The 23,335-nt window shown below is 69.2% G+C and carries 17 protein-coding genes, 1 tRNA gene and 1 riboswitch; of the genes, 7 read left to right on the forward strand and 11 right to left on the reverse strand.

Features of this window, described 5'->3' with window-relative positions:
- Positions 1 to 49: 49 nt before the first annotated feature.
- Both purD and BL254_RS02650 read right to left on the reverse strand, forming a co-directional pair.
- On the reverse strand, positions 50 to 1,351 hold the full coding sequence (gene purD, locus BL254_RS02645) for a phosphoribosylamine--glycine ligase (RefSeq protein ID WP_047222115.1): 1,302 nt from the start codon (positions 1,349 to 1,351) through the stop codon (positions 50 to 52).
- A 542-nt stretch (positions 1,352 to 1,893) separates the two neighbouring features.
- A complete protein-coding gene (locus BL254_RS02650) occupies positions 1,894 to 3,384 on the reverse strand; it encodes a hypothetical protein (RefSeq protein WP_076842415.1) in 1,491 nt (496 codons plus the stop codon).
- A gap of 218 nt (positions 3,385 to 3,602) precedes the next feature.
- Here BL254_RS02650 and BL254_RS02655 point away from each other — a divergent pair, with 218 nt between their 5' ends.
- Complete coding sequence (locus BL254_RS02655; protein ID WP_047222112.1) at positions 3,603 to 4,886, forward strand: adenylosuccinate synthase; 1,284 nt, start codon at positions 3,603 to 3,605, stop codon at positions 4,884 to 4,886.
- A gap of 1,284 nt (positions 4,887 to 6,170) precedes the next feature.
- A complete protein-coding gene (locus tag BL254_RS02660; protein ID WP_047222110.1) occupies positions 6,171 to 7,556 on the forward strand; it encodes an aminotransferase class V-fold PLP-dependent enzyme in 1,386 nt (461 codons plus the stop codon).
- Positions 7,557 to 7,941: 385 nt separating this feature from the next.
- On the opposite strand, the gene BL254_RS02665 is transcribed toward BL254_RS02660, so the two are convergent.
- The 3 genes from BL254_RS02665 to BL254_RS02675 form a co-directional block, all read right to left on the reverse strand.
- Positions 7,942 to 8,031, reverse strand: a tRNA-Ser gene (locus BL254_RS02665).
- A 228-nt stretch (positions 8,032 to 8,259) separates the two neighbouring features.
- A complete protein-coding gene (tadA, locus tag BL254_RS02670; RefSeq protein ID WP_076842416.1) occupies positions 8,260 to 8,751 on the reverse strand; it encodes a tRNA adenosine(34) deaminase TadA in 492 nt (163 codons plus the stop codon).
- 1 nt (position 8,752) lies between these two features.
- Entirely contained in the window at positions 8,753 to 9,238 is a 486-nt protein-coding gene (locus tag BL254_RS02675; protein ID WP_047222109.1) for a tRNA adenosine deaminase-associated protein, read from the reverse strand.
- 533 nt (positions 9,239 to 9,771) lie between these two features.
- On the opposite strand from BL254_RS02675, the gene BL254_RS02680 reads away from it, so the two are divergent.
- Together BL254_RS02680 and BL254_RS02685 are read left to right on the forward strand one after the other, a co-directional pair.
- The gene (locus BL254_RS02680) at positions 9,772 to 11,037 is read left to right on the forward strand and encodes a Mur ligase family protein (protein ID WP_047222108.1); all 1,266 of its coding nucleotides are present in this window, start codon (positions 9,772 to 9,774) and stop codon (positions 11,035 to 11,037) included.
- 43 nt (positions 11,038 to 11,080) lie between these two features.
- Positions 11,081 to 11,827, forward strand: a complete 747-nt coding sequence (locus tag BL254_RS02685) for a type 1 glutamine amidotransferase (protein ID WP_047222107.1) — start codon at positions 11,081 to 11,083, stop codon at positions 11,825 to 11,827.
- Between the two features lie 131 nt (positions 11,828 to 11,958).
- On the opposite strand, the gene BL254_RS02690 is transcribed toward BL254_RS02685, so the two are convergent.
- Positions 11,959 to 12,486: a MarR family winged helix-turn-helix transcriptional regulator gene (locus tag BL254_RS02690; protein ID WP_047222106.1), complete on the reverse strand. Its 528-nt coding sequence runs from the start codon at positions 12,484 to 12,486 to the stop codon at positions 11,959 to 11,961.
- Between the two features lie 256 nt (positions 12,487 to 12,742).
- On the opposite strand from BL254_RS02690, the gene BL254_RS02695 reads away from it, so the two are divergent.
- Complete coding sequence (locus BL254_RS02695) at positions 12,743 to 13,393, forward strand: PHB depolymerase family esterase (RefSeq protein ID WP_338052697.1); 651 nt, start codon at positions 12,743 to 12,745, stop codon at positions 13,391 to 13,393.
- 415 nt (positions 13,394 to 13,808) lie between these two features.
- Here BL254_RS02695 and BL254_RS02700 read toward each other — a convergent pair whose 3' ends face one another.
- Complete coding sequence (locus BL254_RS02700; protein WP_076842417.1) at positions 13,809 to 14,780, reverse strand: C40 family peptidase; 972 nt, start codon at positions 14,778 to 14,780, stop codon at positions 13,809 to 13,811.
- Positions 14,781 to 14,968: 188 nt separating this feature from the next.
- A riboswitch (cyclic di-AMP (ydaO/yuaA leader) is annotated at positions 14,969 to 15,139 on the reverse strand.
- A gap of 651 nt (positions 15,140 to 15,790) precedes the next feature.
- On the opposite strand from BL254_RS02700, the gene BL254_RS02705 reads away from it, so the two are divergent.
- Positions 15,791 to 16,948, forward strand: coding sequence for a 4-hydroxybenzoate 3-monooxygenase (locus tag BL254_RS02705; protein ID WP_052914383.1), 1,158 nt, complete (start codon positions 15,791 to 15,793; stop codon positions 16,946 to 16,948).
- 9 nt (positions 16,949 to 16,957) lie between these two features.
- On the opposite strand, the gene BL254_RS02710 is transcribed toward BL254_RS02705, so the two are convergent.
- Together BL254_RS02710 and corA are read right to left on the reverse strand one after the other, a co-directional pair.
- Positions 16,958 to 17,332, reverse strand: a complete 375-nt coding sequence (locus BL254_RS02710) for a hypothetical protein (RefSeq protein WP_047222103.1) — start codon at positions 17,330 to 17,332, stop codon at positions 16,958 to 16,960.
- Between the two features lie 600 nt (positions 17,333 to 17,932).
- Positions 17,933 to 19,150 (reverse strand): magnesium/cobalt transporter CorA, encoded by a 1,218-nt coding sequence (gene corA / locus BL254_RS02715; protein WP_254857739.1) that lies wholly within the window; start codon positions 19,148 to 19,150, stop codon positions 17,933 to 17,935.
- Between the two features lie 471 nt (positions 19,151 to 19,621).
- Here corA and BL254_RS02720 point away from each other — a divergent pair, with 471 nt between their 5' ends.
- On the forward strand, positions 19,622 to 20,455 hold the full coding sequence (locus BL254_RS02720) for a hemerythrin domain-containing protein (protein WP_076842419.1): 834 nt from the start codon (positions 19,622 to 19,624) through the stop codon (positions 20,453 to 20,455).
- Between the two features lie 142 nt (positions 20,456 to 20,597).
- Here BL254_RS02720 and BL254_RS02725 read toward each other — a convergent pair whose 3' ends face one another.
- Both BL254_RS02725 and BL254_RS02730 read right to left on the reverse strand, forming a co-directional pair.
- Positions 20,598 to 21,602, reverse strand: a complete 1,005-nt coding sequence (locus BL254_RS02725; RefSeq protein WP_047222102.1) for a beta-ketoacyl-ACP synthase III — start codon at positions 21,600 to 21,602, stop codon at positions 20,598 to 20,600.
- Positions 21,603 to 22,067: 465 nt separating this feature from the next.
- Positions 22,068 to 23,330 carry a DNA polymerase III subunit delta' gene (locus BL254_RS02730; RefSeq protein ID WP_217699220.1) on the reverse strand — a complete coding sequence of 421 codons (1,263 nt, stop codon included), beginning with the start codon at positions 23,328 to 23,330 and terminating at the stop codon, positions 22,068 to 22,070.
- Positions 23,331 to 23,335: the final 5 nt, after the last annotated feature.

Raw genomic sequence — 23,335 nt, forward strand, 5'->3', positions numbered from 1 at the left:
TCCGCCGCGTCTTCCGGATCCCACGGCCCGACTGTGCTGATCTGTCTGGTCAGGAACCTCGCTCCGCCGACCCGCTGGCCCCGCCGCCGGGTGCGGCCTGCCAGGTCGGGACGCCGATGCGGGTCAGGTCGCCGATGTCGGTCCGGTAGTGTGCTCCGGCCAGCGACAGACGGCTGATCGCCTCGTAGGCCGAACCTCTCGCGGCCTCAAGATGTGACCCGATTGCCGTTACGCACAGTACACGTCCACCGGACGACACGATCCTGCCGTCGGCGTCCCGGCGGGTGCCCGCATGCAGGACGTCCACGCCGGTGAGGGCCTGCGCGGCGGCGAGACCACTGATCGGATCACCGACTTTTGGTGACTGCGGGTAGCCGGAAGCGGCAACGACCACCGTGACCGCCGCGCCGGAGCGCCACGCCGGCGCCCGGCGGCCCGACAGCACGTCCGTCAGCGGYGTGGCCAGCAGCGCCAGGATCGCCTGCACCTCGGGGTCGCCGAACCGGACGTTGAACTCCACGACCCGCACCCCGCGGGAGGTCAGCGCGAGACCGGCGTAGAGCAGGCCGGAGAACGGCGTGCCGCGGCGGGCCATCTCGTCCACCACGGGTCTGACCACTGTGTCGACGACCTCGGGGACGAGCCCGGGTGGCACCCACGGCAGCGGCGCGTAGGCACCCATCCCGCCGGTGTTCGGCCCGGTGTCGCCGTCCCCGACCCGTTTGTGGTCCTGCGCGGGCAGCAGCGGCACGACCGTGCCGGCCTCCGTGACGATCGCGAACAGCGAGACCTCGGGGCCGTCCAGGTACTCCTCGATCACGACTCGGTCGTCCTCCCGGCGCAGGCAGGACCGCACGGCCGCCACCGCCTCCGCCCGGTCGGTCGTCACGGTGACGCCCTTGCCGGCGGCCAGCCCGTCGTACTTGACGACGTAGGGCGGGCCGAACTCGTCGAGGTCGGCCAGGGCCGGCTCGATCTCGGTGTGGTCGCGGGCGGCCGCGGTCGGGACGCCCGCGGCGCGCATCACGTCCTTGGCGAACGCCTTGCTGCCCTCCAGGCGCGCAGCCGCGGCGGACGGCCCGAAGCAGGTCAGCCCGCGGGCCCGCAGCTCGTCGGCTGCACCGGCGACCAGGGGAACCTCCGGCCCGATGATGGTCAGATCGGCCTGGACTGTCTGCGCGAGGGCCGCGACGGCGTCCGGGTCGCCGACGTCAAGCGGACGTGGCTCGGCGAGGTCCGCGGTGCCGGCGTTGCCCGGGGCGCAGACGATCGAGCTCACGGCCGGGTCGCGCGACAGCGCCCGGCACAGGGCATGCTCCCGGCCACCGGAGCCGACGACGAGTACCTTCACCGTGTCACCCGTTACCCACTGCCACCGCCGGGCCGGTCACCGTCGCTGAACGAACCATCACCACTGGACGAGCGGCTGCCGCTGAACCAGCCACTGCCGCTGAACGGGCGGCTGTCGCTGAACGGGCGGCTACCGTCGGAGCGGCCGTTGCCGCGGGACGAACTGCCGCTGGACGAACTGCCGCTGGAGCGGTCGCCGCGGCCAGAGCGGCCGTTGCCATCTGTCGGACTGCCACCTGCCCGACCGGTGGTCGGCGGCCGGCCGCGCCCCGGCTGGYTGTGCGCGCGGTCACGGGCCCTGCGTGGGAACCGGTATGGGAGGGCACGCGGTACAGGGTAGCGCTCACCGCGATCAACTTTCCGGTCAGGCCCGGCCCGGCCGCGGACGTGCTCACGGTGTGATACCTGGAAGCGATCTGGATGGAATCGAACACGGTTCGTGACTGACGTCCGGACGCTTGTCGGGGCCCGCACGGACGGTGGTGTGTCCTGACCGGCCGCGGCGCCCGCCCTACGCCCGCGGGCGCGTACGTCTAYGGGTGTCTACAGGAGGACACCAGCACGCCACAGCGTGTGTGCCAGGCCGTACACCACCTGCTGCGCGCATCGCCGGGCGTCCACCTCGGCCATGGCCCCGACGACCGCGTGGATGTCCACCGGCCACACCCGGACATCGCGGCCCAGGGCGTAGAGGGCTCCCGGGTCGTCCCGGCCCTCGAAGGTCCGCCCGTCGCGGTCGACGAAAAGGTGCAGGCAGCGGCCCGTGTACGGGAACTCCTCGTTACGCCAGTACAACACCGGCCAGACCAGCGGTGACGCGGCGTGCCGGCCGCGCCGACGGTCCCTGGCCGGACCGGAACCGCGCCGACCGGCCTTCCCGCCATCGCTCCCGCCATCGCTCCCGCCATCGGTGATCTCCGTCGAGGGCCGCCCGGCTGTGTCGTGCCCGGCCGGGCCGGCCTCGGTGGGAGCCGGGATCGGGAGCGGCACCGGATCCGCGGGCTGCCGTCGGCGCCCACCGCGGGCCACCGGTGGGGGCAGACGTTGCGGGAGCAGACGAACGCTCACGTTAGGTGAGAGGCTCTGGGCTGCGCAGATGGCGAGGAACTCGGCGATCTGCCTGTCCACGTGGGTGGCGACGGCGTCCGCCCGCCTGCGGCGCTGCTCCTCGGCCCGGTTGGCGCTGCGGATGGCGTAGCTGCCGCGAACGACAACCTCCACCAGGCCGGCGGGAGGCACGTCGCCGATGGGTGAGAAGCCGACCGGCCGGGCGTGCGCGCCGACGCTCTGCCGCACCGCCTGCGGCCGGGTGACCAGGCCGGCGGCGTGCGCCACCGGCGTCCGATGGGCCGGCAGGGAACCGACGGGGCCGGCCGGAGCGGCTGGAGCGGACGCGCTGCCTGCCGCTGGCCTGCCAGCGCGCGGCAGGCCAGCCCGTGGGATGTTGGGTTCCAGCCGGCGACCGTCGGGGCCGGGACGGGCGGGGGGCCGCCTGTCGTCCGGCACGTTCGGCTGGGTGCCCTCGGCGGAGCCGGGCGGCGGCACGGAGCCACCACTCGACGCGGCCGCATCGGACGGCCTGCCGTTCACCGGCGCCTCGGACGGCCTGCCGTTCACCGGGCTGCCGCCGTTCACGGTGTTGCCGCGTCCCACCGGGTTGCCGCGTCCCACCGGGTTGTCGCCGTTCGCCGTGTTGTCGCCGTTCAGGGGGCTGCTGTGCTTCACCGGGTAGCCGCGGCGCGGCGGGTCGCCGTCCGCCGGACCGCCGTCCACCGGCTCCTGTTCGGGTGGGCCCGCGACAGCCTGGTCGGTGGCCGATGTAACTGTCGGTGTTGTCACTGTGGGTGTCGACCGTTCTGGCTGCCCGGGTCGGTCGGACTGGGCGGACGGTCGTGCCGGCTCGGACGGCTCGGCCGCGGTCGCGTCGGCGGCGGGCGGCTGGCCGGCTGCCATGTCCCGCGCTGTGCTGGTGTTCTGGCTGGCGTGCGGGTCGGAACCCTCGGCGCCCACGGAGCGGGCGGTGACAGCAGCCACCGTGACACCCCCGTCCCGATCGACTATCCGCCTTACCGAAATACAGACTCCACAGTTACCTTCAGTAATGCAAGTGGACTCCCGGAGGGATGATCGGTGCGGACGGGAGTTTGGTGACGCCTGTGGGCGGGCGTCCGCAATGACCGCTCTGAAGATCTTGCCGTACTCCGTCGGCGATGTGACATCCCTGAGTCGGGTGGGCCAGGTAACCTCACCCGGTGCCTGCGCTCGTGCTGATCGGCGCCCAGTGGGGCGATGAGGGCAAAGGAAAGGCGACCGACCTGCTTGGCGGGGCGGTCGACTTCGTCGTCCGGTATCAGGGGGGTAACAATGCCGGACATACCGTTGTCATCGGCACGGAAAGCTATGCCCTGCACCTGATCCCCAGTGGCGTGCTGCGCGCGGACTGTGTGCCGGTGATCGGCAACGGTGTGGTCGTGGATCCCGGTGTCCTGCTCCAGGAGATGGACGGGCTGCGCGCCCGCGGCATCGACGTCTCCCAGCTGCTGATCAGCGCGAACGCGCATCTGATCATGCCTCATCACCGGGCGCTCGATAAAGTTACCGAGCGTTATCTCGGTAAGGCGCGGATCGGGACCACCGGCCGCGGGATAGGCCCGACCTACGGCGACAAGATCGCCCGGACCGGCATCCGCGTCCAGGACCTGCTCGATCCCGGGATCTTTCGCGCGAAGCTGGAGCTTGCGCTGCGGGAGAAGAACCAGATCCTGACCAAGATTTACAACCGGCGCGCCCTTGAGGTGGACAAGGTCGTCGACGAGTACAGCGTGTACGCGCAGCGGCTCGGGCCGCACATCGCCGACACCGGCCTCGTGCTCGACAGGGCGTTACGGGACGGCAGGGTCGTGCTCCTGGAAGGCTCCCAGGGCACCCTCCTCGACGTCGACCACGGGACCTATCCTTTCGTCACGTCGTCGAACCCGACCGCGGGCGGGGCCGCGGCCGGTTCGGGTATCGGGCCGACAAGGATCACCCGGGTGATCGGCATCTGCAAGGCCTACACGACCAGAGTCGGCTCCGGGCCGTTCCCGACCGAGCTCACCGACAAGGTCGGCGACGAGCTGCGCGCCGCCGGCGGCGAGTTCGGCGTGACCACCGGCCGGGCCCGACGTACCGGCTGGTTCGACGCGGTGATCGCCCGCTACGCGGTGCGCGTGAACGGGCTGACCGACCTCTTCCTGACCAAGCTGGACGTGCTGTCCGGCTTCGACCGGGTACCGGTCTGCGTGGCGTACGACGTCCACGGGGTGCGACACGACGAGATGCCGATGACGCAGACCGAGTTCCACCACGCCAGACCGATCTACGAGGAGCTTCCCGGCTGGGGTGAGGACATCTCGCGGGCGTCATCGTTCGACGATCTGCCGAAGGCCGCCCGCGACTACGTCCGAACGCTTGAGGAGCTGGCCGGCGCGCCGGTGGCGGCCGTCGGGGTCGGCCCCGGCCGGAACCAGACGATCTCCATTCGTGATCTCGTCTGACTGGCCGGTCCGGCCGGATGCGGTACGGCTCCCCGTCAGGGTGGACGTATCGCGCCTCGCGCCTCGCGCCTCGGGCTGAGACCGGCCTGGCCGGAGCTGGCGCGACCACGACAGTTCCCCGCGCGGGCGAGTGAGACGATCTCTTGAAGAGCGAAAAAATTGCTCCGTATGATGACCGACATCCGAGGCTGCCTACCGCCGAAGTGGCTACGGACGTGGCATGCTCAGGCTCGGCAGACAGCCGATCTTCCGTTCGGCTGTCTGCCCGGTGTGCTTCCGCCCGTCCTCCCGCACGGGGCTGAGCCGAGCGGGGACGGCCGTAGGTGTGGGAGTGTTCCGTATACCCTTCGTTCGCATCGTGGAGGTACGCAATGAAGCGTTTCGCTCTGGTCGCCCTGCTGGCCGCAGTTGCCGGTGGCGGTTTCCTCATCCGCAGGCGGAGCAGGCAGGACGTCTGAGCGCAGGCTCGACCACCGCCGCAAACCCATCCGCTGCCGCGAGGGCGATCTTCGTGGCGGCAGATGGGTCTGGCGAGGGGGCGCGGCCGGGGTCGCCATGGCAGCAGGCCGCCATGGCGAGGTAGACCGGCCCCAGGGCTGCCGTGGCGACGGACGCTGTGGGCAGGGGCACCGCGGAAGAGGACGAGGCGGCCGGGTGCACGGCCGGCGTCCGCCGCAGCCGGCTGCGTGACCATGCTGGTGATCTCCAGCGGCCCCGGGACCGCCGGTCCGTGGCAGAGCGGTAAGGACGTCCGCCTGACGTTGACCGCCCCGTGGCCGCGGCTGACCGGCTGGCCGACCGTCGCGTCCCGCCCCGTCGTGAATGCGGCCGTCCTCGGCGGGTGGCTTCGGCCCGTCTCCGGCGGAGACGGGCACCGTCGGCGCGGCCACCCGCACAGACCATGATCTGGACGATTTTGTTGTTGTGTACGCTTTTCGGTCGCGTAAGCGTACACAACGACAAACATGCGACGATCTTCTCCGGGCATCAACAGTCGGTGCCAGCCGTCGATGACACGTGTCATCGACGGCGTACCACGCATGGTCACACGACCGGTGCCTTATGCGCCGGTCCGCGTGCCTGGACTCCGTTGCTGGCCCGGAATCCTCCCGGTGCGGGTGACGGACATATTGATGCGGTCGGCGCCGGTCCCCCTACCGCGCACAACTGTGTGACCCGCACCGGTCGGCATTGTTTTCGATATGTTTCGACCTGTGTATCCGGACGCACCGGCTGCGTACCGTCGCCGTATCGTGATGTCCGTAAACTCGGGCGGGCCCGGGTATGCTCGAGTTCGTGCAACGCTATGATGTTGACAGCGAGATTCTGACCCAGGCCGTCGTCAACTATGCGCGGGAGCGACTACGTCTCAATCCCGTTCCACTGGACGGTACCCGCTCACGCGCGGAGCTGACCGCCGCAGTGGGGGAGACAATAACTCCCGACGGTATCGGCGGCGTCGAAGCGCTCCGGATTTTTGACGAACTGCTCTCCCGAGCGTGCATTTCGGTCGACCATCCCCGCAACCTCTCGTTCATACCGGCGGCGCCCACCAAGGCGGCGATACTTTTCGACCTCGTCGTCGGGGCTTCGTCCGTGTACGCGGGAAGCTGGCTGGAGGGCGCCGGTGCCGTGCACGCGGAAAACCAGGCACTGCGCTGGCTTTCCGATCTCGCCGGTTTTCCGCCCGAGGCCGGTGGGGTCTTCGTCCAGGGCGGGACGATCGGGAACCTCTCCGCGCTCGTCGCGGCCAGATATCGGATGCAGACGCGGGGCGGTGCCGCCCCGGGTGGCGGCCGGCCCACCGTGTGGCGTATCGCCTGCGGCGCCGAGGCGCACTCCTCGGTCGAGGCCGCCGCCCGAGTCATGGGCGCGGAGCTCCTGCTGGTCCCGGCGGACGCCGAGGGCCGTCTCACCGGCCCCGCGCTGGCCCACGCCCTGGACACCGCGGAGCCTGATGTCCGCGACAGCGTGTTCGCCGTCGTGGCGACGGCTGGTACCACCCAGTTCGGTATCGTCGACGACATCCGCGGAATTGTCGACACAGCCCACGAGCGAGGCCTGTGGGTACATGTCGACGGGGCGTACGGACTGGCCGCGCTGGCCGCGGAATCCGTCCGCCACCTCTTTGCCGGGACAGCTGACGCGGATTCTTTCATCGTCGATCCACACAAATGGCTGTTCGCTCCGTTCGACGCCTGCGCGCTGATTTACCGGGAGCCGGCGCTGGCGCGCGCGGCGCACGCCCAGAAAGCGGGCTACCTCGAGGTCCTCGAAACCGCTGACGACTGGAACCCCGCGGACTACGCGATCGGTCTCTCACGGCGTGCGCGCGGCCTGCCCTTCTGGTTCTCGCTTGCCACGCACGGTACCCGCGCCTACGGCGCCGCCGTGGAGAAGTCACTGGCCACCGCCCGGGCCGCGGCTGATCAGATAAGGGCGCTGCCCTATGTGGAGCTCGTGCGTGAGCCGCAGCTTTCCGTAGTTGTTCTGCGCCGCCTGAACTGGACGCCGGAAAATTACTACGAGTGGACGGAGAAACTGTTGCGGACGGGTTTTGCCTTTGTTACCCCGACCGTCCACGAGGGAGAGACGGTGACCCGTTTCGCGATCGTCAACCCGTGCACCGAACCGGCTGACATCGCCGCCATCCTGGGCAGCATGGCCTGACCGGACACGACATGCCCTGACCGAACATGACCGGCCCGCTTCCCATCAGCTCACYGCGTCCACCGACCGTGACACCACCCCCAGCGCCAGGCTCCGAAGACAATTGAGAGCAGAACCGAGACCAGGTTTCCCGTGGGGTCCGCGGGGGCTCGGCCCCCGCGGCTGGCATAGAGCCATCCGCCGATAGGTGCGCAGGCACACAGATCCCCACGGGTGTATGCCTGTGGGTTGCCGGGTGGATTGTGGGTGTCCGGGTGTCCGGGTGTCCGGGTGTCCGGGTGTCCGGGTGTCCGGGGTGTTTCCCGTGGGGTCCGCGGGGGCTCGGCCCCCGCGGCTGGCATAGAGCCATCCGCCGATGGTGCGCAAGCACACAGATCCCCAAGGGTGGCGGTGGAGGTGGGATTTGAACCCACGGAGGGGTTGCCCCCTCACACGCTTTCGAGGCGTGCGCCCTCGGCCACTAGGCGACTCCACCGTTTGTCAGCTTACTGGATGCGGTGGCAGGGGCGAGCGGCGCCTACCCGCCACCTCGGCCCGTACCCACCGGCGGCCCGCCCCGCGCCGCCCCGGCTGTATGTCCTGGCAGCCGCGAGCGGGCTCGGCTCGCATCGCCGGCTCATACTGCTGGCTGGTACTGCCCGGCGCGGCCTGTAGTGCGGGTCCGTATTGTCCGGATCRTGATTCCGCGCCGCCCGGGTCATGATCATGATGGCTGTGGCTTCCGGCGGGCGACGAAGAAGTCCGTCAGYAGGCGCGCGCATTCCTCCTCCCGTACGCCCGTGATCACCTCGGTGTGGTGGTCGAGGCGTGGGTCGCGGACGGTGTCCCACAGCGAGCCGGCGGCGCCGGCCCTGGGGTCGTACGCCCCGTAGACGAGGCGGTCCACCCGGGCCATGATCAGTGCGCCCGCGCACATCGCGCACGGCTCCAGGGTGACGACCAGGGTCGTCCCGGACAGCCGCCACGTGCTGGCACGTGCCGCGGCGGCGCGCAACGCCACGACCTCGGCGTGGGCGGTCGGGTCCCGCTCGGCCTCGCGGGCGTTGCGGCCCCGGCCGATGATCGTTCCGTCGGCGTCGACGACAACGGCGCCGACCGGGACGTCTCCTGTCGCCAGGGCCTGTTCGGCCTCCGCCAGGGCGGCGCCCATCAGCGCGGTGAGGTCGAGCGCGCCCGGATGGGGGAGGCCCCCCATGTCAGCTCCCGATCTCGTCCAGGATGTCGGCGCAGCCTGCACGCTCACTGATCGCCGCCACCACGTCCGCCGGCAGGAGGCCTTCTTCCGTGATCAGTTCGATCAGCGCGTCGGCGTCCGTGCCGAGGTCGGCGAGCAGGTCGATGTCGCCGACGGGCTGTCCGCCGGCCGGTGCGTCGTCGGAGTCGTCGTCGAGGTCCCGCCGGCCCACCGGTGGCAGCGCGCCGGCGAAGAGACGGTCGGCGAGGGCCGAGGTGAACAGCACCCGGTGGTCGGACAGGAACACCCGCGGGTCGCTGATGTCACCTTCCACCCGCACGATGCCCAGGTACTCGTCATCCTCCTCGACGAAGGCGACGGCGAGCTCGGGGGAGACGTCGTGCAACAGATCCGCGAGTGCGTCAAGGTCGTCGATGTCGTCGAGGTCGATCTCCTGCGCGCTCCAGCGTCCGCGGATGCGGCCGATGGCGCTGGCTTTCTGGGTCACCGAGTTCTCCCACGGTCTTGTGTCGCATCCATACCAATTCCGGGTGTCCGCTCAGTGGCCGCTGGCTCCGAGCGTCCGCCTGGTGGCCGGCGGCCCGCGGTCACCGGCCGGGCCGCATCCCCACCCGGGCCACTCGTCACGACGGARCACGGCGGCAGCGGTTCCAACAGATCGGCTGCTCTGTCCATGACGGCCGTCCGCTCACGTCACCCTGCCGCACCCTRCTCTGTCCCGCCCGGACAGTGATGTGACCGCCCGCGGCGCGTCCTTGTCGTATGTCGTACCTGCCCCGATGGGACACGTCCTTGCCGGACATGCCTGGCGGACAGATGTCCGGCGCACGTCATATCACACCTCGTACCACACTCGTACCCCATCGGTTCACCACTGTTCCGAGGATGCCCCGGCACTGCCTCGGGGCTGTCCCGGGGCCGGTCCGACGCTGTGCCCGGGGCAGCGCGGGGATCGACATGCGGCCGGTATGACGGGGTGTCGGTCACCGGCGCGGCGGCCCGTGGCACGCTGGGGAGGCGATGACCACACCCTTCCCGCGCCGGTTCTCCGCCCGCACCCGTGCCGCCCTTGCTGTGGAGAAGCTCGCGTCCTCGGCATCCCGCCAGCTGGGACGCGGATCCGGTGAGATGATCGGCGGCAAACTTGCCCTGCGGGTCTCCCCGGGGATCCTGTCCGAGGTCGTGGCCGAGCAGATGGTCGCCTGCGTCAGCGGGACCAACGGCAAGACCACGACCACCCGGCTGCTGGCCCGCGCGCTGGGCACGCTCGGCCCGGTCCGCAGCAACAGCGGTGGCGCCAACATGGCGGCGGGCGTGCTGGCAGCTCTGTCCAAACCGCCCTACGACGCGGCTGCCGCGCTCGAGGTGGACGAGATCTGGCTGCCCAAGGTGGCCAGGCAGATCCAGCCCCGCGCGGTCATACTGCTCAACATCAGCCGTGACCAGCTCGACCGGTCGAACGAGACCCGGCGGATCGCGAGCCTGTGGCGTGATCTTGGTGCCGAGCTGCCCGGCGCGACCGCGATCGCCAACGCCGACGACCCGCTGGTCGCCTGGGCCGCCGCCGGCTGGTCGAAGCAGACCTGGGTGTCGGCGGGCCAGAACTGGACCGCGGACGCGATGGTGTGCCCGCAGTGTGCCAGCCTGCTGCACCGCAACGCCACGGGCTGGTGGTGTGGCTGCGGGCTGGCTCGGCCCGAGCCCCTCGTCGCGGTCACCGGGCCGCACGAGCTGCTCTGGTTCGGTCGTCACCTCACGGCCTCGATCGACCTGCCCGGCCGGGTGAACCTCGGCAACGCGGCCATGGCCGCCGCGGCGGCGAAGCTCTTTGGGGTCGAGGTCGAGCACGCGCTGGCCGCGATGACCGGCCTCGAGGACGTCCAGGGCCGTTACCAGGAGGTCGAGCTCGGCGAGTCCGGTATCCGCGGGCGGCTGCTGCTCGCCAAGAACCCGGCCGGCTGGGTGGAGATGATGGAGCTGCTCAACACCACGCCCGCCCGGCCGGTGATCGTTGATTTCAACGCGCAGACCGCTGACGGGCGTGACCCGTCCTGGATCTGGGACGTCCCGTTCGAGCGGCTGCGGGGCAGGCAGGTGCTGGTCACCGGTGGGCGCAAGGAGGACATGAGCGTCCGGCTGGCATACGCGGAGATCCCGCACACGGTCCATCCGGATGCCGAGAGCGCGGCGGCGACCCTGGACGAGAAGATCGTCGACGTGGTCGCGAACTACACCGCCTTCCGCGACATCCTGGGGCGGGTCGCCCCGGTGAGGACGAACAGGTGACCAAACAGGTGACCATCCACGGCGACATGATCGGGRCTGTGGCATGAGCCGGGACTCGGCGACCCGGATCGCCCTGATCTACCCGGAGCTGCTCGGGACGTACGGCGACGGTGGCAACGCGACCGTACTGGCGCAGCGGCTGCGCTGGCGTGGCCTGCCGGCCGAGGTGATCGGCGTCCCGGCCGGGGAGCCGGTGCCGGCCGGGTGTGACATCTATCTGCTCGGCGGCGGTGAGGACGAGCCGCAGGTGCTGGCCGCCGAGGGGCTGCGCCAGAACAACGCCATCGCGCACGCGGTGGCCCAGGGTGCTGTTGTTCTCGCGGTGTGTGCCGGATACCAGGTGATCGGTGTGTCCTTCCCCGGTGGTGAGGGCCGGATCCACGACGGCCTGGGCCTGGTGGACGTGGAGACGCGACGCTCGTTCGAGCAGCCGGTGCCGCCGCGCGCGGTCGGTGACATCGTCGTCGAACCCGCCCCCGAGCTCGAGCTGCCGTTGCTGCTCGGCTACGAGAACCACGGGGGACGCACCCGGACCCTGCCCAACGGGCACGGCCGACCGCTCGGGACCGTGCGCAAGGGGGTCGGTAACGGCACCCCGGACCACACCGACGGTGTCGTGAACGGGCGTGTGATCGGTACCTATCTGCACGGTCCGGTCCTCGCGCAGAACCCGGCCCTGGCCGACCTGCTGTTGTCCTGGGTGCACGGCTGGCTGCCGGAACTGGCTGGCCCGCCGGAGACGGAGATGCTGCGTCAGGCGCGCCTGCACGCCCTGGACGTCCATGCCTGACGCCTGACCCGGGGCCACGCCGGGGCCCTTGTGATCTGGGGCCCCTGTGACCTGGGGTCGTGCCCGACTCGGGGTGAGGAGTCGCGAGGAATCTTCCGTGGGCGCGGGGAGAGGCATCCTACCGTTCGGTGTCAGTCCGTCCCGGCGGTCGGCGGGGTGGCGGGTGCGGGACACGGCTCGTTGTGCTGCGGTGGCAGGTAGCTGCGGTCGTGTTCGGCGATCGCCACGTTCAGCCGGCCCAGCAGCGCGCCGAAGACGCTGAGCTCTTCCTGGCCCCAGGTCCGTACCAGGATGTTGATCTTTTCTACCCGTGCGGAGCGGGTGGCGAGGTAGCGTTGCTGGCCGCGGGTGCTGAGCTTCACCAGCGTCGCCCGCCGGTCRCTGGGATCGGTGGTGCGTTCCACCAGCCCGGCCGTGGCAAGCGCGGCAACCTGGCGGCTCACCGTGGAGATGTCCAGGGCGAACACCGTGCCCAGGGTGGTCAGCCGTACGGCGCCGTGTTCGTGGATGTGGCTGAGCAGCAGGTAGGCGGAGCGGTCCAGAACCGTCCCGGAGTCGTCGGCGATGGCCATCCGGAAGCGTTCGGCGCGCCGGCCGAACACCGACAGCTCGTGTTCGATCTTGATCAGTCGATGGTCGAGTTCCTGACCACTGTCCACTTCGGCCTCACCCCTGTTCCGGCAGCCGTATGCCCCGCAATCCGATGTTGTCGAGATTCTGGTGGATACACCACGTCAACGAACGAGCTGTGCCGTGGTTGCCATACCGGCCATGCTTGTTTGACTACTTTTAGTGATCATTCGGTGTCGCAAGCTGGTCGGGTGTGAGGCAGCACACTCCGGGTAGGTCCCGACTTGCCCACGACGCGAGGCGAATCTGCCGAATCGACGGCTCCTGGTGTGGTTCGGTTGTCTCGTGGTGTCGAATCCGCTGAAAGCCGGGAAACAGCTATGGGCCAAGAACCGCAAGCGGGTACTGATCATCGGTGCCGTGCTCGTGGTCGCCTGGATCTACGTGTCCCGTTCGGGTAACCCGGACACCGAGCGGGCAAAGATACCGGCGGGGTACCTCTCCGCCGAACGCGAGCTCGCCGTTCATGCCGACGCCGACCCCGGCAAGCCGCTGCCGCTGGTCCTCGTCCTGCATGATGACAACAGCGACGCGGGCGCGATCGAAAAGATCACCGAGGCCTCGACGCTCGCCGACCGACGGGACTTCGCCGTGGTCTACCCGGAAGCCGTGGACGGCGAATGGAGGTTGGACGATCCCCAGGGCGCGGACGTGCAGTACCTGCGTGACGTCGTGCGCTACGTGTCGCAGGAGCGGTCGAAGATCGACCAGTCCCGGATCTACATCTGGGGCCTTGGCGAAGGTGGGCGTGCCGCCCTCGCGGTTGCCTGCGCGGCGCCCGGCAACGGGCTGAAGTTTGTCGCCGTCGCGACGGTGGGGCCGGTCGGGCAGAGCCCGAGCTGCTCGCCAGAAACCCATGTCCAGCATGTCGATGGGGCGTGGAACGAACGGGTCACGCGCGCTCTGTGGGACTTCTCCAGGCAGTTCAAGGCGTAGGAGCGGGCGGTCCCGGTGGTCGTCCGCCATGGCTTGGGGAACTCGCGGAGGAGGCGCCTGCGGGGAGCTTCGGTCTCGGCCGGGCATCCGGTCGGTGGGAGGGGGCGGCTCCCGCCGACCGACCGGACTGTGGGGGGGGTCCAGTACGACCGGCCGGCGGAAGCCTCTTGTTCCGCCGGGCTTTCCGAGCTGGGGGGGTTGGCTCGGTCCGACCAGCGGAAGTCATCATCGCGGGATGCCGCCCGCGGAGTGCCGCCAGGTCGGTGTCGACATCGACCTGGCGGCAAGGTTCACGCACAACCGGAGGGGGAGGCTGTGTGGGAACCCGCCTGTGAATTGTGTTTATAAGGTTTGGTTATCAGTACACGAAGCCGTGTACTGATAACCAGCTGCGGACGCGGGCTGATCGGTTCAGTCAGAGAACCCGGCCGACAGAATACGACGTGGTGTAGATGKACCTCAGCGAGACGACGTCGCCTGACTTGGGCGCCACCCACATCTTACCATCGCCCGCATAAATACCAACATGGTAGATATTACCTGGCGTGCCGTAGAAAATCAGATCACCCGGCTGCTTGTTGTACTGCGATATCCGGGTGGTCGCCTCGTACTGTCCCTCGGCGGTGCGGGGGAGGTTGCGTCCCAACTGCTTGAAGACGTACTGGACCAGCCCCGAGCAGTCGAAGGTGTAGGGGCCCTCCGCGCCGTAGACGTAGGGCTTGCCGGCCTGCTGGGCCGCAAGATACACCGACCGTTCGCCGAACGAGCTGGCGGCTGCGAGTGCGCCCGAGATGGCGCTGCTCACGGCCGAGCCACTGACGCGGGCAGTCTGGAAAGGCCGGGGCGCCGGGGTATTGGGGATCACGGTCAACGTGCCGACGTTGGTCGACCGTGTCGACCGCAGAGCGTCGGTTCCGTCGAAAATCGCGGTGACCTGCGTGGTGGTGAGGACCTTGGCAGTGTAACTGGTGAAGCCCTGCTCGTTGGTGTAAAGGTGCTTGAAGGTCGCCCATCCCTCCGGCAGCTTCACCTGGACCTTGACGAGCTGGTTGGCCAGCGGCGCGTGGGTGACCGCGTCCTCAAGATGGAATCCCACCTCCACCGGCTGGTCTGCCTTCACGGAGACGTCCGGATTCGTGACTTTGAGCACGACACCGGTCTTGGGATGCAGGTCGGTCTGGTCGAGCACCTGACTGGTGACCGATCCGGAACCGTCCGTGGACAGCGGATTGATGGTGGAGGTGCGCAGGCTGGCCAGCGATGCCTGGCTGCCGAACTGTGATCCGAGCGTTATGGGCGAGGTGACGGAAGCATCGTCGGAATTTGAGTCGGCCGTGGCACATCCGGCCAGGGCGACACCGGACACCGCGACGGTACCGGTGGTCATCACGGCGACAGCGGCCCGAGCTCGCGAGCGGCCCGTTCCGGACTGCTGCGTGGGCGCGCGATGTCGGCCACGTGTCGGGCGGTCGACGTGCCGGTCGATCTGCTGCCGGCGGGGTGACGACGAAGCCGTCTGCGACGAACGCGATCGTAGTGCCGGATCAGGCTGCACATCATGCGYAGACAAAGTTGTGATCCTTCCCGTTCGCCTGCGAGGTGAGCTGTCGGGTTCGGGCTGGGCTGCCCGGTGGGTCGCGCGACCATCGCGCTGCGCACTTCACCCCGAGGACGACACCGCGGTTCGGTGCCGCCCGGTGGAGGATGGGTCCCCCGCTCCTGCCCTGGTGACGACTCGGAGGGAACACCGGGACCGCGGGCAGGATTCGGCAGTTCGGCCCGGTGTGTCGTGACGTCGGCGCGAGACTAGTTCATAYGGATGGCGCTAGTAAACACTAGTCCCTCACAACTACCCCAAGTAGTTGTATGAAGTGTCATAGCCGGCTGTTCTACCCCATCCTCCTTCGCCGGCCGGGGCGGCGTCGGGTGCGACCAGCTGGCTTGTGACCTTCGGTCGCCCGGCTGACGTGCCGCTTTCCGTGACTTGCGGGATGCGGAGGATGACAATACGCCATAGCGGCGGCAGATGGTCGGCTGGGGGCCTTCGGGCACGGATAGTCAGCAATATCGCTACTTTGAGTAGCGATCAGCACTATCCGCCAACAGCACTCTGCTCCTTTTGCGAAAATTATCCGGTTTGTTGGTGTCGGGTTGTCGGCCTCCTGACGCGTGTCGGAATGTGACGTCGTACTCTGGCAGTGCCTCGCCCGGATCGGTTCGTCCGGGTCAGTCATGTGATCAGGGCAGCATGACGGGTGATCAGGAATCGTGTCGATGCTCCCGGGGGAGGCGCTCGCCGTGACGCGCTCCGCTCCGGGGTCCGCACCGGACGGGCACGGCGCGCTCCAGCCGGGCGCGTCTGCCTCGCGGCCGCGTCCTCGCCGGGTGGGCRTCGTTGTGATTGGCGCGGGTGTCGCGGGCCTGGTGGCGGCGGTCGTACTGGCTCGTCGGGGTATCGACACGCTCGTGCTCGAGGCCGCCAGCCGGGCCAGGGTGGAAAGCCGTCCACGTGCCGGGCTGCTCGGGCCGGCGGCGGTGGACGCCCTGGAGCGCAACGGGCTTGCCGACGGCCTGCGGGCCGAAGGTGCGCCACACCACAACTGTGAGTTCCGGCATCGTCGCAGAGCGTTTGTCGTCGAGTATGCTCGCCACGCGGGCGGACACCATCACGTCGTCTACCCGCAGCAGAAGCTCGTCGCCGACCTGGTTGCCGCCTACCTTGCCGCGGGTGGCGTCATCGAGTTCGGCGTCACTGACGTGATGCTGGACGCGCTGACCTCCGACCATCCCGCCGTCTCGTTCGTCACGGCCGACGGGCAGCGGCAGACAGTGGAAAGCCGTTTCATCGCGGGCTGCGATGGTCATCACGGCGTTTCCCGCGGATCGATCCCCGAGGGCGCGTTGCGCCACATCCGACAGCGTGACAGCGCATGGGCCTGGCTCGCCGTCCTGGCCGCGGTCACCCCGTCCACGGATAAGATCATTTATGGGGTCAGCCCGCGGGGATTCGCCGGCCACATGCTGCGTGACCACCGGACAAGCCGCTTCTACCTACAGGTGGAGGCCACGGCCGACGCCGCGGACTGGCCGGCCGAGCGGATCTGGGAGGAACTGCACGCCCGGCTCGCCGTGGACGCCGACTGGCAACTGGCGGAAGGGCCGTTGCTGGAGCCGCCGAACGTCATCACGATGGACTCGGTCTTCTACGAACCGATGCGGTTCGGACGTCTCATACTCGCCGGGGACGCCGCGCGCCGGGTACCACCGGCGGCGGCCAAGGGCGCCGGGCTCGCCATCGTCGACGGTGAGACGCTCGCGCTCGCGGTGGCGGCAGCCCTGCACGACGCGGACGAACGTCCGCTGAACGCCTACTCCGAGGTGTGCCTGGGCCGGGCCTGGCTGGCGCAGGAAGCATCGACGAAACTTCTGCAGCTGGTCAACGTCGAACTCGCCGACCCGTTCGCCCGGCGCCTGCAGGACGTTCGCCTGGACCGGCTCCGAACCTCACCGGTCGCCGCCGCCGAATTCGCGGACCACTATCTCTCCCCTCGTTAGGGCGTGTCGTTACTGGTGGCGGGTGCGGGGGGGCGGCCGGCGGGAGAGCAGACCGGAGGTCTGTAGGACCTGGAGTTCGATCGCGAGTTCGTGGACCTCCGGCGGCAGCGAGCGATGGCTGGCGGCCAGAGCGGCCAGGGCGGTCTGTGTCCGGTCCGCGAGGCTGTCCAGAGCACGCTGGTGCGTACGCATCTGGGCGCGCTCGTCCTGAATCGCGCGCAGCGTCTCCTCCTGCCAGCGCCGGGCACGCATCAGGTCCTCGCTGGCGCTCGCGGCCTGCCGCTCGGCGTCTTCCAGGCGTCCGAGCAGGTGGTCGAGCTGCTCCAGCCTTGCCGCGAGCTCTGCGACAAGGTCGTTGCGGACGGTGTTCATCGATGGGGTCATCGGCCCGCGCCGCCCTCGTCGTGGATGTGCGGGACGACGGCGCGCTGGCTGCCGGCGCCAAAGGTACGGCCGAGGATCGGGAGCCGCCGCCTGCCGCCGAGCGAGGATCGGGAGAACCGAGTAGGGAACGGCCCCCTGTGAAAGCCCGACACGATCCATTACGGTAGCTGACAGCGTGGTCCTCGTGAATCCCGACGGGGAGGTCGCGCCATGGGACAACCGGTACAATACGATCGAATCGTACAATTGGTCGTATGGCTGGCCACATGTCATGAGGCCAAGTTGGCCACATGACACGGCTGGTCGCGCGGATTGCCCGCCGGACGCGGCGGCTGGTCGGGCCGTCCTGCATTACCTCTTCTTCTCTGTCTTCTCTTCGGATGCCGCTGGACGGCCGCTCATGGTCCGGGCGGGATCGGGCGGGCCGTGAGCGGCCCACCGGGAAGGATTCCGGATTCGGCGGGAGCCCGGCCCGGCCGCCGATCCGCATGGCCGCCGATCCGCATGGCCGCCGATCCGCATGGCTGGCGATTCAGCACCGGAGCCGGTGGGCGGCGGGGCCGTCCCGATCCGCGCGGCCGAGGGCCCGGCGGGTTCGGCTCAGAGCCATCCGTTCCGTTTGAACGCCCGGTACAGGAAAAAACAGACCGTCGCCATCAGGCAGAGGACCGCCGGGTATCCCCAGACCTGGCGCAGTTCGGGCATGTGCTCGAAGTTCATACCGTAGATACCGGCTATCGCGGTGGGTACCGCGGCGATGGCGACCCAGGCGCTGATACGGCGCATGTCCTCGTTCTGCGCGATGGTGACCTGCGTCAGGGTCGCCTGCAGTATCGAGGAGAGCAGTTCGTCGAACCGGGCGATTCGCGCGGTGACCTCCTCAAGGTGGTCGGCGACGTCCCGGAAGTACGCCCGGATTCGTGGGTCGATCCCGATGACGCCGGGCTCGGCCAGCGCGCGCAGCGGTGCGTACAGCGGCATTATGGCGTGCTTGAACTCGAGGACTTCCCGTTTGAGCTGGTAGACCTTGCCGGTGTCGGGCCGCAGCGACCGCTGGAAGACCGACGCCTCGATGGCGTCGATGTCGACCTCTATTTTTTCGGTGACGGCCAGGTAGTCGTCGACGATCTGGTCGCAGATGGCATGCAGGACGGCTGACGGCCCGTGCCGGAGCACCTGCGGCTGCGCCTCCAGCCGGCTGCGGAGGCTCTGTAGCCCGCCGTGTTCGCCGTGCCGCACGGTGACGACGAAGTCGTGGCTGAGGAAGACCATGACCTCTCCCGTGTGCACGATCTCCGATGTCGCCGTCAGTTCCTCGTGATCCACATAGCAGACGGTCTTGAGGACGACGAAAAGTGTCTCCGCGTACTGCTCCATCTTCKGGCGCTGGTGCGCGTTGACGGCATCCTCGACCGCGAGCGGATGCAGCCCGTACACGTCTGCGATGGCGGTCAGTTCGGGCGCGGTCGGCTGGTAGAGGCCGAGCCAGACGAAGCTGTTGCGCTGTTCGCGGGCTGCCCGTAGCGCGTCGACATGGTCGACGGGGTGTGGATCACGATGGCCGTCCCGGTAGACCTCGCAGGCGACCACCCGTCCCGAGGGGGCCGAGGGAGTTTCCTGACGCTGCCGGCGTCCCTTCGGGTGCAGCCGGACCAGGGAAACCCGCCTGGTAACGGCTTCCGTCAGCCAGGCGGTCGCGGTCCCACGGTCGGCGTGGCCCCGGGAGAAAAGGTGATGCTCGCTGTGACGGTCGTCGGAATTGTCACCGAATTTCTGGTCGGTCACATTCAGCTCCTCCTGTTCTTCGGTACCGGTCATGCCCGTGTCCGGACGTCATCGCGGTCCGCGTGGCCGGGAATGCTGGTGGTGTCGGCGAGGAGAGTTCTGTCGCCAGGCGTGGTCATCCGATTTCTTTCTGTTGGACACTGTGCTGCCCGGGCAGTTGGGGCTCAGCAGCCCTGAGGACGCTACCGGGGGCGTCTCGTGCCTGTCCGGATCACCGTCGAAAGTCCGCGTTACCCGCCCTGCCACGTCCGCCGCCGATATATCCGGTGTATCCGGTGGGGCTGTGTCCGACTGGGCATGGACCATCCTCGCAAGCACAGCTTGACCAGTGGACATGATGCGCCGATTCTGTTGTTTCCGGCTCATGAGTCGGCAGGCACGAGGTCGGCGGGTGGTTCGGCCGACCCGGGGGCCAACAGTGGCGCGATCATCTTTTCGCGCCCGGGTTCCTCCCGGATCGGCAGCGCCGGGGAGGCCTGGTCTCCAGGGTGTTAGGGGGCGGCGATGACGACCGCGGCAGGTTCGGGAGGAGCCCGGCCGGAGGACCCGGCGGGAGCCCGGCCGGAGAGAACGGAGAAAGAAACCGGATCCGGCGAGCGGGCTCAGCCAGCGGCATCCCTGCTCGGCCTGGTCAGGGCCGYCCACGATCACATCGATGACCTTGTCGCTCGGACGTTCTCCGCCGTGGCGACATCCGAGGACCCCAGGCGCCCGCTGCGGGCGGCCGACACGGCGGTCGCGGCGATCAGCGCTCACATGTACGCGGTGCAGACCGCCGTCTACCCGGTGGCACGCCGTCACCTTCCGCCGGCTGGCCAGGCATGCGCCACCGAGCTGCGCATGGTGGCACGGGAAACCGAGTCCGTGACGCGTGGTATTTCTCAGTATATTCAGGGTGACATGCACCARCCGAACGAGTCGATGCGGATGTTGCGTGAGCGTCTCGCCGAGCTCGGGGAACGGCATGTGGCTCTCGAGGAGTCCATGCTCGCCGACTTGGACGAGGTGCTGTCCGGCCCGGAGYGGCGCCGGGCGGCAAGCGCGTTCGAACGGTCGGTGCGGCGGGCGCCCACCCGCTCGCATCCGCATCTTCCCCGGACGATCGGCATCGGTGGTCTGATGCTGCGGGTCGCGGGAAGCTGGGATCATGTCCTGGACGCCATGGACGCGCGCGTCGCCGCGGAGACTCCGCCGCGAACCCCGGTACCCGTGGGGCTGTGGGGATGGTATCTGCTCGGCGGCCCCGCTCCCGCGTCGCAGCCCGAGCAGGCGATGAGCGGCGAGCGGGGGAACGGCCAGCGGGAAGTGGCCCAGCAGATCCAGCAGAAGGGCGCGTAATAGTTTTTTGCCGCCTACCCGAAGGATTCGTGGACTGGTGTACCAGAAGGGCACCCGACAGCTGTTGTCGGGTGCCCTTCTGGTACACATTTTGAATCGTACCTCTGACTGGTGCGGCCGGTGACGGATCCCGGAAAGGTGTTCAGGGGAGCTGGACAACCTGGGCGGCGTAGACCAGGCCCGCGCCGAAACCTATGAGCAGAGCGAGCCCACCGGACGGTACCTGCCCGCTGGCGAGAATGTCGTCCATCGCGAGCGGAATAGATGCCCCGGAGGTGTTCCCGTGCACTTCGATGTCCCGGGCGACGGTCACCGTCCCGGGCAGGGCGAGCACCCTGCACAACACGTTGATAATACGGATGTTGGCCTGGTGCGGAACGAACGCGACGAGATCGTTCGCCGTGATGCCGGCCTCGTCGAGCGCCGCCCGCGCGACGGGCGCCATCTGCCAGGACGCCCAGCGGAAGACCCGCTGGCCCGCCATCCGCATCGTCGGCCAGGGCAGCTCGGGGTTGTCGCGCCAGTCCAGATAGGAGCGGTCGTGCGCGATGGCATCCCGGGCCGAGGGATCCGACCCCCACACCACCGGCCCGATACCCGTCGTCTCGGACGGCCCGACGACAATCGCTCCGGCGCCGTCCCCGAACAGAAAAGCTGTGCTCCGGTCATGCGGGTCGATGATGTCCGACATGCGCTCGGCACCGATTACCAGCACATGTCGGGCGCTGCCGGCGAGCACCATGTCGCTGGCGATCGCGAGCGCGTGGCAGAAACCGGCGCAGGCGGCCGATATGTCGAATGCCGCGGCCTTCTCGGCGCCGAGCCTGGCAGCCACGTCCGTGGCCACCGATGGTGACTGGGTGACATGGGACATCGTTGCCACCAGGATGCATCCGACGTCGGCGACCTCGACACCGGCGCTGGCCAGCGCCTTGCCGGCGGCTGTCGCGGCCATCGCCCCGAGGGATTCCTCGGCATTCGCGAACCGACGGCTGCGGATACCGGAACGGGATTCGATCCACTCCGGTGTGGAGTCCAGCCGTTGGCAGATGTCGGCGTTCGACACCACTGCCATCGGGCGATAGGCGCCGACGCCGAGAATACGGCTCCCGGCCGGCCCGGTTCGTTTCCGAATGATTCCGCTCATCGCCGCTCTTCCCGTTCCCCCATGGGAGCTGACTTCTCGGACGATCGCCGTTCCCGGTGAGACGCTTTCCATGGAGCTGGCCCTTCGGAGCCACCGGGCCGGGTAATCCGGCTGGTCCGGCGACTATTGTCACAGCTGGTCGGGCCGTCCGACGCGGAGACAACGATCATTTTTTGATGAACATGTGGCAACTATGTGTCGAACTCTGCCGTCCGACTGCTCTGTCATTCAGTTTCTTTGTCGCTACTCTCTGTTCTGGAGTATCTGTGGTGTCGTTTCGGGCATCGTATCGTATCGCTCTGTTGGCACGTATCGGACGCGATCGGAAGATGCAACAACATATCGGATCTTCCCTACGGTGAGGGGAGAATCACAGGGAAGGTCGCGGCCGGGTCGAGCCGGAACCCGCCCGGCCGGCCGACCGGCCGGAGAACAGATGATCGTCGTGCTCGGCGAGCGTTGCGCTCAGCCGGCACGCAGGGCGAGAGCGAGAGCCTCAACCGTCAGCAGCGGGACCAGCCCGGGGTTGTCGGCCAGCCGGCGGCGGCATGCCAGGACGGCTTCCAGCCGGCGCAGCGTCTGTTCGGGGGTGGAGCCCCGGGCCAGTTGCCCGGCCAGCTCGTGATGAYCGGGGTGAATGGCGTCCACCGGCGCGCCGAGCTGCAGGACGAGCACGTCCCGATACCAGCCTGCGAGGTCGAGCAGCGCCCGGTCGAGAGAGTCCAGCACCGTCCGCCGGCCGCGGCTTTTCTGCGTCTTCTCCAGCTCCTTGAGCGCGCCGGCAGCTCCCCGGACCGTCATCGCCCGGCCCTTCGCGCCCGGCTTGACGGCTCTGGCACGTTTCGCGGTGCTGCCGGCGGACGTTGCGCCGACCCCGAGCGCGGTCTTCAGAGCCTCGGTCTCAACTTCGTCACGGATGGTGTTCGCCGCACCGGCGTCCGCGTTCGCCGCGCTCACCAGATCCGCCGCGGCGCCGAGGCAGTCACCCGTCCGGCGCAGGCGGGTGGGGATGCGCAGCACCTCGGCTCGCCGAGCCCGAGCCGCCTCGTCGGTGGCAAGCAGGCGGGCCCGGTCGAGATCCCCCTGGCTCGCCGCGGCGGCGAGCCGCGCGGCCGCGTCCTCGACGCCCGCGCGTGCCAGCGCGTCGGCGACGTCCGACGGCCGGGGCAGCCGCAGCGCGACCACCCGGCAGCGGGACCGGATGGTGGGCAGGACGTCGTCCACCGACGGCGCGCACAGCAGGAACACCGACCGCTGCGCGGGCTCCTCCAGGGCTTTGAGCAGGGCGTTCGCCGCCTGGTCGGTGAGCCGGTCGGCGTCTTCCAGCAGCAGGATTCGCCAGCGGCCCGACGTCGGCGCGCTGGCCGCGTCCCGCACCAGCTCTCGGACGTCCTTCACGCCGAGAGACAGGCCCTCCGGGCGGACCGTGCGCAGGTCGGCTGCGGTGTCGGTCAGCACCGTGTGGCAGCCCGCGCACTCACCGCAGCCAGGGGGGATGCTCTCGCAGTTCAGCGCGGCGGCGAACGCCCGTGCCGCCGTCGTACGGCCGGCGCCGGTGGGGCCGGTGAACAGCCACGAGTGGGTCATGGCGGTGCGGGCTGCCACCAGCCCGCCGGCCTCGTTCACCCCCGCCGCCGTCGCGGCGGCGGCGAGAGCCTCGACGACCGGTGCCTGGCCGACCAGGACGTCCCACACGCTCACCGCGCCATTGTCCGCCCCGCCCACCATCCCAC

Source organism: Protofrankia sp. BMG5.30 (assembly GCF_001983005.1).
GTDB lineage: Bacteria > Actinomycetota > Actinomycetes > Frankiales > Frankiaceae > Protofrankia > Protofrankia coriariae.